This is a genomic window from Sorangiineae bacterium MSr12523 (genome assembly GCA_037157775.1).
Lineage (GTDB): Bacteria > Myxococcota_A > Polyangia > Polyangiales > Polyangiaceae > Pendulispora > Pendulispora brunnea.
Window position 1 is genome coordinate 52039 of sequence record CP089982.1, and the last position, 14458, is coordinate 66496.

Consider the following 14458-nt stretch of genomic DNA (forward strand, 5'->3'; position numbering starts at 1 on the left):
AGGTCAGGTCAAGTCGCCGCGTCTCCGGCCACTTTCACGCGGTTGCGTCCGCTGCGTTTGGCGGCATAGAGCGCTTCGTCGGCCGCCGAAATGAGCTGCTCGACCTGCTCGGCCTCGACATTGGGGTAGGTGGCGACGCCCACACTGATGGTCAGCGCGATGGGCGTCTCTTCGTATTCGAACGGCGACGTTTCCACCATCTGCCGCAGCCGCTCGGCGAAGATGGATATCTTCGATGCGTCGACCCCGCGGCAGATGACGCCGAACTCCTCGCCGCCGTAGCGCGCGAACACGTCCTCCGTGCGCACTTGGGCCATGGCCAACTTGGCCAGGCGGACCAGCACGTAATCGCCTGCGAGGTGCCCGTGCGTGTCATTGATGTTCTTGAAATGATCGACGTCCAGCATCACCAGCGAAAGGGGCTGGCGGTGGCGCTTGGCGTAGGCCAGCTCGCTCTCGAGTCGGTCGAGAAAATGCTTTTTGTTGAACGCCTTGGTCAGCCCATCGCGCAGGGCCGCCTCGTACATCTTCTGCTGAAAGCTCTCCTCGAGATCGTCGTGGTAGGTGAACTTGAGGATCGTGGCCGAGCCGATGCGGATTTTGTCCCCGTCGTGCAGCTCCCGCGAAATCGACAGCTTCTCGTCGTTCACGGCGGTGCCGTTGGCGCTCTGCAGGTCCTCGATGAACACCTCCGTGCCATTTTGGACGATGCGGGCGTGGCGCCGGGAAATGCCATCGTCGGTCAGACGAATTTTTGCCGATGAGGTGCGGCCGATCAGTGTTTCCCCGTCCTCGAGACGGTACATCGAGCCGACGGCATCGCCCGCGAGCACGATGAGGTACGCGCGATCGCGCGCAGAATTGCCCAAGACAAGATCCAGTGGAGCCTTTCCGACTCGCGTTTTCTCTTCGTCATCGGGCGGAACACTGGTCATTTTCAGTCAAATGTTCGCAGATCCTCGAAACGGGGGTCAAGGACCACCATGTCGATAATGACAGCGCACCATTGCAAGCTGTTCCCGCTTATACTCTGCGGCAATATCCGCGATGTGCGCGGGCAGGGGGCCAACGAGGGGGCCGAACATGATCGAGAGTGTGGGCATGAAGGATGCTATTTCAGCAGTGAGTGCCAGCGATCCGGGTGCAACGGGAGAGCCGTTGGCCGACGCATCGACGCTTCGTCGCGTCATCTTCGCGGCGTCTCTCGGTACGTTGTTCGAATGGTATGACTTCTATCTGTACGGAAGCTTGGCCGTTTTCTTTGGCGGGTTGTTCTTTCCAAAGGGAAATGACACCGCAGCCTTGCTCGCCAGTCTTGCGACATTTGGCGCCGGATTTGGCGTGCGCCCGCTGGGTGCGCTGGTATTTGGCCACGTCGGGGACCTTGTCGGGCGCAAGTACACATTCCTCATCACCATGGCAACGATGGGTTTGGGGACGGCGCTCATCGGGTTGCTTCCGACGTACGCGAGCATGGGGCTCGTCGCGACCGGTCTTCTCGTCTTCTTGCGCTTGCTCCAAGGCCTCGCGCTCGGTGGCGAATACGGCGGTGCTGCGACCTACGTGGCCGAGCACGTGCCCGACGACCAACGCGGCTTCTATACGAGCTTCATCCAGACGACGGCCACGCTCGGCTTCTTCGTCAGCATGGGCGTCATCGGCCTCACACGCACCACGGTGGGCGAGGCGGCTTTCAAAGATTGGGGCTGGCGCGTTCCCTTTCTGATTTCGTTCTTGCTCCTCGCGGTGTCGCTTTACGTGCGCCTCAAGATGAGTGAATCGCCGCTTTTCAAGAAGATGAAGGCCGCCGGTAAAGTCTCCAAGAATCCCCTCAAGGAGAGCTTTACCAATCCGGTCAATTTGAAATACGTGCTCATTGCATTGTTCGGAGCGACGGCCGGACAAGGCGTCGTTTGGTATACGGGTCAGTTTTATGCGCTGACGTTTTTGCAGGCGACGCTGAAGATCGATTGGAAAACGGCGTATACGCTGGTGTCGATTGCACTGGCCATCACCACGCCGCTCTTCATCGTATTCGGGCGCCTCTCCGACAAAATCGGGCGCAAGAAGCTCATTCTGGCCGGGTGCCTATTCGGCGCTCTGACCTATTATCCCATCTTCGCGGGGCTGAAGTATTTCTCCAATCCGGATGGGTTGCCCAAGGCCGACCCGGCGCAGATCAATTACGTGGCCATGGTGATCTTGCTCTCGCTGCAGATGGTCTACGTCTGCCTGGTCTACGGGCCGATTGCCGCGTTCTTGGTCGAGTTGTTCCCGACGAAGATTCGATATACGTCGATGTCCTTGCCCTACCACCTCGGCAATGGCTGGTTCGGCGGGTTCCTCCCGCTCATCGCCACCTGGGTGACCGCGACGGATTGGGCGAAGAATACCTTCGGCAGCGGTGCGATTTACACGGGGCTTCTGTACCCCATCGGCGTATGCATCGTGACGCTCATCGTCGGGGGGCTCTTCATCCGGGAAACGAAGGGGCACCACATCGACGCCGACGTGCACGTGACGTAGCCGACGTTTTTTGACGCAACTTCAGGTCGGAGTGGGCCGAACCTACCGTGGGGGCCACTCCGACATGAAATCGCTCGCTGTTCGTACGTTCGCGTTGTTTGCGCTGATTTCGTTGACTGTGCTGCCGGCGGCCTGCCAAACGGCTACGCCGGCGAAGGCGCCTGCTCCGGCGCCGGCGGTCTCACGCCAGGCCTCGGACGACGAGCCGCCGATTCGCGTGCTCGAGCTCTCGAACGAATACGTGTTCGACGCGGCGGGCAACTACACGAGGACGAAGGTCCACCGCTACCGCGTGCTCACCGCGGACGGTCTCGACGAGGCGAGCGACTTCGAAGCGGAGTGGCAACCTTGGTACATGGCTCGCCCCGAGGTGAGCGTTCGCGTGGTGGATCCGCGGGGCGGCGTGCATCCGGTCGAGGCGGCATCCTTGGTGGAGAGCAATGTCGACCAGTCGTCGCCCGGCGTGCTGTCGGACAAGCGGGTGCTGCGGGCTCCCTTGCCCGGCCTGGAAGTCGGGTCGACGGTGGAGGAGCGCGTGGTGTGGAGGACGACGAAGCCGTATTCGCCGGCGGGCATCGTTCACTCCTATTTCTTCGGCGGGCCGGTGCCCGTCGATGCGACCCGGCTGGTAATCGACGCACCCGAGAGCCTACCCCTTCGTCACCGTGTGTTGGACGCCAAGGTCTCCTTCAAGGAAGAGAAGACGAACGGCCGGCGTCGGCTGACGTTTGCCGGCGGGCCATATGACGCGCTCGAATCGCTGGAGCCCTTGCAGGTGCCCGAGGTGGCACCGTGGCCGGAGGTGGCGTTCAGCACCGGCAAAAGCTGGCAAGACGTGGCCCGTGTCTACGATGCCACGGTGAATCGCGCGCTCGAAGGCGCCGATCTCACGGCCACGGCGCAATCGGTCGTGTCGAGTGCTGACTTACCGCGAACCAAGGCGCAGAAGCTTCTGGCCTGGGCGCGATCGCACGTGCGCTACGCCGACGTCGAGCTGGGCGACGCCTCGTACGAGCCGGCGAAACCGAGCGAAACGCTGCGGCGTGGTTATGGCGATTGCAAAGACCAGGCGGTGCTTCTCACGGGCCTGTTGCGCGCGAGCGGACTCGATGCGCACGTGGTCCTGGTCCGCACGGGCCCCGGCGAGGATGTGCGGGAAGATCTTCCCGGCTTCGGGTCGTTCGATCATGCCATCGTGATGGTGGCCGGCAAAGAGCCCATCTACATGGATCCGACGGCCAGTTACTACCCGGCGGGTGTCCTGCCCTCGGGCGAGCAAGGGCGGCTTGCGCTCATCGTTGCTCCTGCGACCGAGGCGCTCTCGCGCATGCCGGAGCTTCCCGCATCGGCCAATGCCTACATCGAAGAACGAGAGATTTACTTTTCCGATTTCGAAGGGGGACGCGTGGTGGAAACGACCACCGCCGCCGGTATCCAGGAGGCGATCCTTCGCGCGTCGTATTCGGGCTCGCGCGATTCGATTCAGTCGCAGTTGGATGGCTATACGACGCAAGAATACGGCGCCAGCGCCGGCACTAAGGTGGACTTCGGCGCGGTGACCGAGCTCGAAAAACCACTGCGCGTTCGCCTGGAGGTCCCCAAGGCTTCGCGTGTCGTCACCGATCTCGACCAGGCCGCGGTGATGTTCCTCACGAGCACGCTGCTCTCGCCCTTGCCCAGGTCCCTCTTGTCGACCGAGACGCGCCGCACGCCGGCACGATTGCCCTCTGCCTTTCGGTCCGAGGTGCGTTACCACGTCGTTCCGCCAAAGGGTTTCGTCCTGGCGGAGCAGCCCAAATTCGAACCCATCGACGTGGGACCCGCGAAGCTTTCGCGAACGGTCGCGCAGAACCGAGACGGTTCGCTGTCCGCCGTGTTTCGATTCGAGATCGCGAAGACCCGTCTCGAGGCCAAGGAGGTCGAGGCCCTGCGCGTAGGTGTGCGCTCTCTCGACGAGCAAGCGAGCACCCTCGTGCGCTTCATGCACGAGGGGGCGAAGCTCGTGGCCGAGGGCAAGCTGCGCGAGGGCATGGATGTGTATCGGCGCTCGCTCGGCACGCCGATGGGGCGCATACGATTTGCGTCGGCGCTTCTCGATGCAGGCTTGGTGGAGGACGCGCGCCGGGAAGCGCGAAAGGCCGTCGAACTCGGGCCGAATATGGCGGTCACCCATCGGCAACTCGGCTTCATTCTCCTTCACGATACCGTCGGGCGGCAGCTCGTCGCCGGCTTCGATCGCGAGGGGGCCATGGCCGAATTCCGCAAGGCCATGGAACTCGACCCGAAAGACGTGACGGCAAGGGTCAACTTGGCGATCGCGCTCGAACGCGATGCGAACGGGGTCAAGTCGCGCAACGCGGCCGACTTGCGCCGGGCGCTCGAGTTGTACGATGCCATCGATCCCGTGCAGATTACGGATATCTCGGGGGTCGACTATTCGAACAACGTCATCGAGGTGCTTTTTCAACTTGGACGCTTCGATGAAGCCCTGCAACGGCTCGGCAAGCGCCCCCCGGAACGCGCCGCGCACAATTACCGCGCAGTGGCCGTGGCGGCGACACGAGGCGCTCCTGCTGCCATCGACGAAGTCGTCCGTGTCGCGTTGAACGACGAATCGCGCGCGCAAGTGCTCGCATCGGCGGCGGCGTACCTTTACATGTTGCGAAGGTATCCCGAGGCCGCAGCGCTCTACGAAGCGGCCGCGCGGACGGGCAAAGAGGCCGCGACGTACCGGGAGAGCGCGAGGCAACTGCGGCTAGCGCGGAAGTACGAGACGCTGACGTTCAGTGACAAGAATCCCGAGGACTTCGTGAAGCTCGCCATGCTTCGTGTGGTCTTGGGAACGGGCAGCGGCCCGCTTTATGCGGAGGCGAGCGATCTCTCGGCGGCCGAGGCCGAGCGGCAAATATGGAGTCTGCGGCGAGAGTTCATTCGCCAATTGAAGGGCGTCCCCGCGGACTCGGTGGTCGACGTGCTGATCGCGTCATGGAAGCTGACGCGCGAGACGAAAGGGCCGATCGAGATCGTGCACGCGGAGATGGGCACGGGGAAGATGACCTTCACCCTCGTGCGCGAGGGCGGCGTCTATCGGCTCCTGTCCGTGTCCGACGACGTCGCGTATGGTGTTTGCGCCGGCGCGCTGCACGCGGTCAAGGAACTGAAGGACGCCGAGGCAAAGCCCTGGTTGGATCTTGGAAAGAAGATGGCCACGTCGGTGTCGGCCGCCGACGAGCTGGATGCACCGCTCATGCAACGGGCGTGGGGTCGCGGCGGGGACATTCGGGCGGCGACGGGGTGCTTGTGCATAGGCCACGCGGATGCGCGCCGGCTGGTGAACCTTTTGGTGGAATCGCGCGATCGGGTCAAGGACCCCGAGCAGCAGCGCGCGGTGGACCAGGCGCTCACCTTGGCCGCTCTTCGAGCGGAAGATGGTGCGCGTGCGCTGGAGGCGTCGGGCCGGTTGCTCGCGGTGTTCCCCAAGTCGACCACGGCACTTCACCTGCGGTTCGATGTGTTGAGCCTGACGAATCGGCACGACGAGCTGCGCGCGGCGCTGAAGAAGGCGCTTGCGAGTGCACCCGGTGATCCGTACCTGCTGGCGCTCAAGGCGCAGCTGGAGGACCGCACGGGCCATTTCGACGAGGCGGGGAAGACGTGGCGAAAGCTGCTCGATGCGGGACGGGCGAGCGAGTTGGTCTACAACAATGCTGCGTGGAGCGGGCTATTTCAGGGTAAGCCCACCGAGCAGGCGGACATCGACGTGGTGTTGCAAGGCACGAAAACGCCGTGGGGCAACACCGTGAATGCACTGCACACGCTGGCCATGCTGTACGCGGATGCGGGGCGAGCCAACGAGGCGCGGCAGACGTTGCAGCTCGTGGTCGATAAGCAGGAGAGCCACGTGCTGGAGCCGAAGGATTACCTCGTCCTTGGCCGCATCGCGGAGCTCTATGGGCTCGAGGATCTCGCGCGCGATGCGTACGACCGCGTGACCAAGTCGCCGGGCGGCTCGCTTTCCACGTCCTGGGACCTTGCGCAGAAGCGGCGCGCGGGGCTGGGCAAGGCGCTGGAGCGGAAGTAACGCGTCAGCGCGCTCAGCTCATGGCCTCGCGGGCGGCGTCGGCGATGTCGGGGTAGGGGAGCTGGCCCATGTGCGTGAGCAGTCGCTTGACCTCGGCGTGTTCGGCGTGGGCGCGCAGGCCGTTCACGATGGGCCAGAGATCGTCTTCGCTTTTGGCCTGGGCGAAAAGCTGGCTGTAGAAGGCTGCTGCCTGCTGCGGCCGCATCAGGCCCGACATGGATCCAAGGGCCTGGCGGCGCACCTCCAGCGAGGGATCGTGCTGCGCCATGTACTGCGCGATGGGAAGCAGCTGCGGCATCTCCGTGAGGTTGCAGAACTGGAAGGCCATCGCATCGCGCACGCCCTCGTCGGGATCTTGCGCCAGCCGCTGCACGATGCCGCCAATGCGCTGCACGGCCTCGGGCGGCATGAAACTCAGGCACTGCGGCAGCTGCCTTCGCACCTCGGTGCTCGGGTTCTGCAAGTGCCGCTCGTAGACCGCCAAGGTGAAGTCGAGCATGCCGTGGTGGTGCCCGAACTGCAGCGACGAAAGGCTCTCGGCTTGTACCTCGGGGTTTGCATCGGCATCTGCGATTTGCGCGAGCCACTGCAAGATGCCCTGCTCGTCGACGTACGCCGACAGTGCGCTCACGGCGCCTTTGCGCACCTCCGGGGAAGAATCTTGTGCCAATTGGATCAAGAGCTCGCGCTTGCCGTTGAACTTCTCGGCGGCGTTGAAGCGCAGGTTGATCGATACGTCCGCACGGACTTTGGCGCTGGGATGGCGGGCGAGCTCCTGGACCAGTGGAAGCGCACCCTCCTCGGCGAACTTGGTGGCGGCGATGACCACCTCGGTGAACGTCTCCTCGTCGAGCCCCGGCGCGTTGGCCAGCGCATGGAGCGTCTGCAGGTGCTGCGGCTGAACGCGGTTGTCGACCAAGTTGGCCCACGCTTTGAGCGCTTCACGGCGAATCGTCACACTCGTGCCGTGGGTCATGTGGTGCGCGACGATGGGCTCGGCCTCGACGAGCTGCGCCCCCTCGCTGTAACAGGCGAGGAAAAAGTCGTAGAGCGCTTTGCACAGGCGCCCTTCTTCCTGGCTCTGCAGATCGGGAAAGCGCTCCAGGATCTCGTGAAAAGGCAAGCGCCGCTCGGTGTCCTCGCTGGCCTCGACGATGGTGACCTTCACGTCGTCAGTCGGATCTTTCACCCCCGGAATGTCGGCCGAGGCCACGACCTTGTAGGTGCGATTGAAGGCGGTGAGCGGCACGTCGTAGGGAACGGTGAGGCGGAACGTGAACGGATTTTCGGACCGGGGTGCGAGCTCGATGCCGCCGGCGACGACCTGTTTGGCCATCTCCGCAAGGTCGATCTCGGGCATCGCGCTGCCTTCGCGTGCGCGCACGTTCACGCTGAAAAGCTTCACGGTCAGCTCGGTGAGGCGCAGGGCCTTCTTTCCACCGCCAAGAACGATCCGCCCGCCGATGACGGCGCCCGGAGAAGCCGTGTCGTTGTCGAGTGAAAGTTGGAGCGAGGTTCCGCCGCCGAACATCGAGTGAAGCAATCCCATGGTCATCTCCTCGGACGAAGGACGCATCTCGACGGCGCGGGTTGCGCCAATCGCCGCGTTGTCGAAAAAGAAATAGGGGGCGTGCAACCTCGGCCAGCGATTCGCGTCCCTTTGGCCGAGGAGAAGGGATCATGCACACGTTGGGTCTCGTTGTCGTGGCCGCGGGCCTCGTTGGCGTCATCTGGGGAATTTTTCAACGCCTCAAAGCGGGCCGCCTCTCCGGCGCTCCCTTGGTGCGGACGGGCGATGCCGCAGCGCGAGGCGCTCACGTCGCCTCGTCGGACGGCGCCATCAGCGTGCAGGGCAACGTGATCTGCCAGCGCCCGCTGGTCTCCCCGGTTACGGGAACGGCGTGCCTCTATTACAGCCTCAAGACGGTAGCGTCGTGGAAGGAAGGCGAAACCGAGAAGAGCAAAGTGCTCGAGGACCGCAAAATGGCGGCGCGCTTTGCCATCGACGATGGCTCGGGGCCCGTGTGGATCGACGCGTCGAACGGAGGCGACTTCGAGCCCGAGCAACGCAAGAGCGAGAGCAAAGGAGCAGGGCTCCTCGGCGGAATCACCGGCGCGGATCTCGCGTTCGGCAATTACAAATTGTCCACGGGATCGCTGTCGCTGGGGACGAAGTACGAAGTGACCGAGACATTGCTCCCGGTGGTGCCGCGGCTCTATGCCTGCGGTCGCACCGTGGAGCATGGCATCGCGGAGCCGGGGTGGAGGAGCTTGATCCTATCGGCGAAATCGCGCGACGAGCTGCTCGCGTCGGCGGCGCGCGGTGCGAAGTTGTTCGTCGCCGGCGGCGTGGCGGCGCTGGGCGCGGGCGCCGTGATGACGTTTTTGGGACAATGATCTACAGCTCGGCGAGGCGGTGCTCTTCGCCGGGGCGCGCGACGTAGTAGACGAGCATCTGCTTCGTCGTCGTGGGCGAGTTGAGGCCGAACCACTGCAGAACCAGCGGCGCACCCCGCGTGCGGAAGGTCTTCGTGCCCCGGGTTTTGGCGCGCACCTCGTGGCGCGCCCAGATCATGCGAAAGGCCTCGCTCGTCTCGAGAAGCTCCGTGATGAGCGCATCGAAATGCGGATCGCCGACGAAGGAGCTGGCGCTCAAGCGAAAGCTGGCAACCACGTCTCGTTGCATGGTTGGGACATCGACGTAGCGCTCACCCATCTCGGCGTGATGAAACGTGAGCCAAAGGATGTTGCGGCGCTCGCGCGGCACCGCATCGAAGGGGATCAGCACGCGGCATGCGCCCGCATTCCATGCGAGAACGTCGAAGCGCGGGCTCATGACGAACGCCGGTGCGGTCATGGCCGAGAGCGCGTGCAGCATCGCGGGCTCGGCTTTCTCCTGGCGCGTGGAAGCCGGCTGCGGGGCCACCTGTTCGGGCCGTGCGAGGTAAAAAAGATGACCGCGCTCGTCGTCGTCGAGGTCGAGCACGCGCGCAATGGCCTGCAACGTCTCGCGCGACGGATTGACATCGCGTCCCTGTTCGAGGCGTGTGTACCAATCGACGCTGAGTCCCGCGAGCTGGGCCAATTCTTCCCGCCGCAGGCCGGGCGTTCGGCGGCGGCGTCCTGCGGGCAAGCCGTTGGCGAGAGGCGAAGCGCGCGTTCGACGCCCGCGCAAGAAATCCGCCAACTCGCTTCGCCTATCGGTCGCCATCACCATGGATTTTACCATGGCGCGCGCGCGGATCGTTATCCAGGGACTGCGAGTCCTAGGTTAGGCGCTCGTCTTCCTAGCCCCGAAGGGCCGCCCCAGACTTCGCGGCGTACCTCACACAGGAAAGCTAGGAAATCATGTCTCAATCTTCTTCTCTGAAAGACCGCGTCGCCGTCGTTACCGGAGCCTCCAGCGGCATTGGTGAAGCCACCGCGCGCAAGCTTGCCCGCGAAGGCGCCGCCGTGGCCTTGTTCGCGCGGCGCAAGGATCGGCTCGAGTCGCTTGCGAAAACCATCCGCGAGGAGGGAGGGCACGCACGGGTTTTCGCCGTCGACGCCAAAGATCGCCCGGGTCTAGCCGAGGCGGCGCGAGTGATTGCCGGTGAGCTCGGCGTGGTCGATCTGGTCGTCAACAACGCCGGCGTCATGCTTCCGGCACCCTTCGAAGCGCACCACCTGGACGACTTCGAACAGATGATCGACGTCAACATCACCGGTGCCGTGCGCATCGTGGACGCCTTCGTGGATCCGCTGGTTGCGGCGGCCGCGAAAGGTGGTCGCGCGGACCTCGTGAACATTTCCTCGATGGGCGCGAATGGCGTCTATACGAACTTCGCGGTCTATTGTGCGACCAAGGCGGCCATTACCCATCTGTCCCGAAATTTGCGCGCGGAGCTGGGCCCGAAGTACGTGCGCGTGGCCGTCGTGGAGCCGGGGCTCGTGGAAACGGAGCTGCAAGGCCATGCGACCGACGCCTCGGCCCAGGAGTGGATCGCCCAGGCGCGCAAAGCCATGACGTGGCTCAAGGCCGACGACATCGCAGAGACCATTGCCTATGTCGCCGGCCTACCGCGTCACGTGAATCTCGAGCGCGTCACGGTGGTGCCGACGCAGCAGGTGTGACAGGCTTCCCTCTCCTTTTCGAGAGGGGACCAAGGGCATGAATCCTAGGCACGTCGTAGCGGTGGGTTCTCTGTTGGCCATGTGCGCGTGCTCCGGGGGCGAGGCCTCGGAAAGAACGCGGCAAACGCCATCGTCTCTCGTGGGCACGTGGATCGACGATCCGGCGCTGCCACTCGTTTACAATGCGAGTGGCGCGTCGGATGCGCGGGCCCTCGCATTGACCAAAGCCGCGTTGACGGGCCTGGGATTCTCCGGTCCGGAGGCGCCCAACCACGATGATCGCGTGTTCGTGGGCAAGCGGTACCTCGCCTGGATTGACCAGACCGGGTTTTACGGCAAGATGAACGGGCTCTGGGTGCTCGATGGCGCGGGCGGAGATTCGCTCGATTTCGTGGTGAAAGATCCCGACGGTCGCCCGGTGAACGTGTTCATCCCGGGCGAAGACGGCGAGGGCCATTTCGCCGGCGGGTACAAAGGCGCCGAGCACGTCGAGTTTCCCAATCGCGTGCCCGAGGCCAACGACGACCCGGCCTGCGCGCAAAACGACTGGTGCAATCAATATGGATTGAACGAGGCGCCGCGATTCACGAATACGCGCATTCCGTGGTGGTCGGCCTGCAATGCCGGCGCGCCATCGTTCTCGACGAAATTCGAACCCGTGGTGCTGCAGACTCTGCCCGACGGCGGATTGAAGCTCGTATACGAGGGGCCGCTCGTCAAAGAGGCCGACGGCGACAGCGTCAAGGACGGCGATGCATGCCATGCCGATTACCTCTTTCCGGACAAGGTGCGGCGCCGCGTTTATTTGCGTGTCGGCTACGAGCTGCACCCCGATTCGAACGATGTGGATCGCACGATGCAAATCGTGAATCCGGCGGGCAATCCCTCGTTCGCCGGCGATATGAGCCTCATTGGAGGCTTCGTGATGACCGCGTGGCCGACTCCGAATTACCTCAAACGGATCAACCGCTTTTGGCGGCCGGAGGTGCGGGAAACGACCATCAATTGGGCCGGCGAGGGCATTCGCCTGCCCGGCGGTGCATGGACGGATTTGCATGCGCGGCCCGTGCCGACGAGCGACGTGGTCGTCGGGTGGATCGATCAGCCTTTCACCTTGGGCGTGACCAACGAGTACGCGGCAGGGCGCACGGCCACGGTTTCGCATGTGGGGCCGAGTGACAATCAGGACGTGGGCGGCTGCCTCTGCGCGGTGCACGGTGCCATCGAAATGGGCGGCGGGCTCATTCACGCGGGCATTTCGCTGCCCATCGCGGGCGGGCAAAGCACCATCGAGGCGCGGCGGCGTCTCACCTTGCCGAATGCTCTTCGCCGGGGCGATGTGCGCGGTCGCACGTACGACGTGGTGAACGGGCTCGCGCACGGCATCGGTCGTGCCGATCCGGATGGCTGGTACGCGACCACGGCGAATGACGGGCGCGGTCACATGATTTACGGACCGTACGCAACCGATTGGGGCGGCGGGGCTGCGCAGGCGGTCGTCCAGCTCAAGGTCGACAACAACAGTGCCGACGACGGCGTCGTGGTGACCTTGGAATTCAACGACTTCACCACCAATACGGTGTTTGCATCCCGCCCGATTCGCCGGCGCGAGTTCCGAGCGCCGCACACGTTCCAGCGATTCACGCTGCAAGGCAACCTCGACGGTCGCGCAGGGCACAAGTTGGAGATGCGCGTGTATTGGCACGACATATCCTACGTAAAGGTGGGGAGCGTGGCCGTGCACACCAGCGATTTCTGACGCAGAACCGACACGAAAGCGTCACCGACGCGCCGGATCGACATCGTTATCGTCGCGCTTTTCTTCCATCCCGACGAGGTTGTCATGTCGCATTCCAAACAGGGTGAGTCCATCAAGGGCGAAACGTTCGACGAGGTGATCGCACGCGCATCCGTGTCACGTCGCATGGTGCTGCGCGGCGGTCTGGGCGCATCGCTCACCGCGGTGTTCGGTAGCTCCGTGCTCGCCGCATGCAGCGACGACTCGACGTTGGTCCACACGCCGCCGGGGTCCGATGCCGGGCCGGACGTGCAGGTGGATGCGGGGGCGGGAGATGCAGGGCCGAATTATTCGATTCAATTCAAGCCGATCGCGCGCAACGTGCTCGATCAGGTCACCGTGCCCGAGGGATACACCGCGGAGGTGATGTTCTCCGCGGGGGATGCCGTCGTTGCGGGCGCGGTGGCGTACACCGGGACGTTTCTGACGTCGGCCGAGACGGAGAAGATCGCGGGCGGCGGGCACGATGGAATGAAGCTGTTCGAGCTGCCCGGTGTCGACCCGAACAAGGGCGGGCTCTTGGCGGTCAATCACGAGGCCGCCGATTTCAAAATCTTGATGAGCGGTACGTACGATGCCTCCACCGCGACGCCCGAACAAAAGAAGATTGCGCTCTCGGCCGTCGGTGTTTCCGTGATTGAAATCGAGCGAAAGAACGACGGCAAATGGGCCGTGAAGGCCGGCTCGCCGTACAACAAGCGGTACACCGGCAATACGGTTTACAAGGTCCGCGGGCCGGCAGCGTCGGTCGTCGGCGAGACGGTGATCGGTACGTTGAACAACTGCTCGAGCGGGATGACGCCGTGGGGTACGTACCTCACCTGTGAAGAGACGAGGAACAATTACCTCGACCCGACGCAGCCCGACAATGGCTACGGCTGGGTGGTGGAGATCGATCCGCGCGGTGAGCTCGCGGATCTTCCGGTGAAGCGCACGGCGCTCGGGCGCTTCGACCACGAAAATAGCGCGTACCTGCTCGGGGGCGACAATTCGCTGGCCTTTTATCTTGGTGACGATTCGACGCCGGGCTGCATTTACAAGTTCGTGCCGAGCGGCAAATTCGACCCGCAGAATCGCGCGGCGAATGCCAACTTGCTCGACAGCGGGACGCTTTACGTTGCCAAGTTCAATGCCGATGGCACCGGGCAGTGGCTCGAGTTGGTGCAGGGCAAGAACGGGCTCGTGGCCGGGGCGACCGATCCCGGTGACGAGACGCAAGGACCGAAGCCCGATACGACGGTGAACTTCAACACGCAGGCCGATGTGCTCATCAATACGCAAGCCGCGGCGCGTGTAGCGGGGGCCACGCTGATGGACCGGCCGGAATGGATCACGGTCGCGCCGGACAAGAGCGTTTACTGCACGCTGTCCAACAACTCGGGGCGCGCGGTCACCGACAAGGCGAATCCGCGCACGAAGAATATGCATGGGCACATCGCCAAGTGGCGCGAGACGGGGGATGCACCCACGGCGCTGACGTTCACGTGGGAGGTGTTCCTGCTCGCGGGCGATCCGTCGCTGGCGAGCGAAAGCCTGACGGGCAACATCAACGGCGACACGTTCTCGAGCCCCGATGGCATTCACGTCGACCCGCAGGGTCGCCTCTGGGTGGAGACGGACATGAGCCTCCCCGGTAACTCGGGCGTCGAGGGAAAGAACATGACCGACGTCTTCGGCAACAATGGTCTCTACAACGTCGACCCCACGACGAAGAAGTCACAGCGCTTTCTGGTGGGCCCCACCGGTTGCGAAATCACGGGCATCACGCACACGCCGGATCTGCGGACCTTCTTCGTCAATATTCAGCATCCGACGGGCACCTGGCCGTCGAGCGTGCAGGGCAATTCCCTTCCGCCGCGCTCGTCCACCATCGTCATCCGCCGCACCGACGGCCAACCCGTGGGCGCTTAAAGAAAAAAGGGGCGACCCCGTGAGGGGCG

General features: G+C 63.9%; 9 protein-coding genes. 6 read left to right on the forward strand and 3 right to left on the reverse strand.

What is annotated here, in order from left to right; genetic code table 11:
* Positions 1-8 precede the first annotated feature (8 nt).
* Positions 9-935: a GGDEF domain-containing protein gene (locus tag LZC95_00215; protein WXA95263.1), complete on the reverse strand. Its 927-nt coding sequence runs from the start codon at positions 933-935 to the stop codon at positions 9-11.
* Positions 936-1083: 148 nt separating this feature from the next.
* Here LZC95_00215 and LZC95_00220 point away from each other — a divergent pair, with 148 nt between their 5' ends.
* Positions 1084-2526 (forward strand): MHS family MFS transporter, encoded by a 1443-nt coding sequence (locus LZC95_00220; protein ID WXA95264.1) that lies wholly within the window; start codon positions 1084-1086, stop codon positions 2524-2526.
* A gap of 64 nt (positions 2527-2590) precedes the next feature.
* The gene (locus tag LZC95_00225) at positions 2591-6607 is read left to right on the forward strand and encodes a DUF3857 domain-containing protein (protein ID WXA95265.1); all 4017 of its coding nucleotides are present in this window, start codon (positions 2591-2593) and stop codon (positions 6605-6607) included.
* 13 nt (positions 6608-6620) lie between these two features.
* On the opposite strand, the gene LZC95_00230 is transcribed toward LZC95_00225, so the two are convergent.
* Positions 6621-8156, reverse strand: coding sequence for a HEAT repeat domain-containing protein (locus LZC95_00230; GenBank protein ID WXA95266.1), 1536 nt, complete (start codon positions 8154-8156; stop codon positions 6621-6623).
* A 131-nt stretch (positions 8157-8287) separates the two neighbouring features.
* Between LZC95_00230 and LZC95_00235 the strand changes: the two genes are divergently transcribed.
* The gene (locus tag LZC95_00235) at positions 8288-9004 is read left to right on the forward strand and encodes an E3 ubiquitin ligase family protein (protein ID WXA95267.1); all 717 of its coding nucleotides are present in this window, start codon (positions 8288-8290) and stop codon (positions 9002-9004) included.
* A gap of 1 nt (position 9005) precedes the next feature.
* On the opposite strand, the gene LZC95_00240 is transcribed toward LZC95_00235, so the two are convergent.
* Complete coding sequence (locus tag LZC95_00240) at positions 9006-9818, reverse strand: helix-turn-helix transcriptional regulator (protein WXA95268.1); 813 nt, start codon at positions 9816-9818, stop codon at positions 9006-9008.
* Between the two features lie 137 nt (positions 9819-9955).
* Between LZC95_00240 and LZC95_00245 the strand changes: the two genes are divergently transcribed.
* The 3 genes from LZC95_00245 to LZC95_00255 all read left to right on the forward strand — a co-directional run bounded on the left by LZC95_00245 (position 9956) and on the right by LZC95_00255 (position 14429).
* Complete coding sequence (locus tag LZC95_00245) at positions 9956-10720, forward strand: SDR family oxidoreductase (protein WXA95269.1); 765 nt, start codon at positions 9956-9958, stop codon at positions 10718-10720.
* Between the two features lie 37 nt (positions 10721-10757).
* A complete protein-coding gene (locus LZC95_00250) occupies positions 10758-12479 on the forward strand; it encodes a hypothetical protein (GenBank protein WXA95270.1) in 1722 nt (573 codons plus the stop codon).
* Positions 12480-12563: 84 nt separating this feature from the next.
* Positions 12564-14429 (forward strand): PhoX family phosphatase, encoded by a 1866-nt coding sequence (locus LZC95_00255; GenBank protein ID WXA95271.1) that lies wholly within the window; start codon positions 12564-12566, stop codon positions 14427-14429.
* Positions 14430-14458 lie beyond the last annotated feature (29 nt).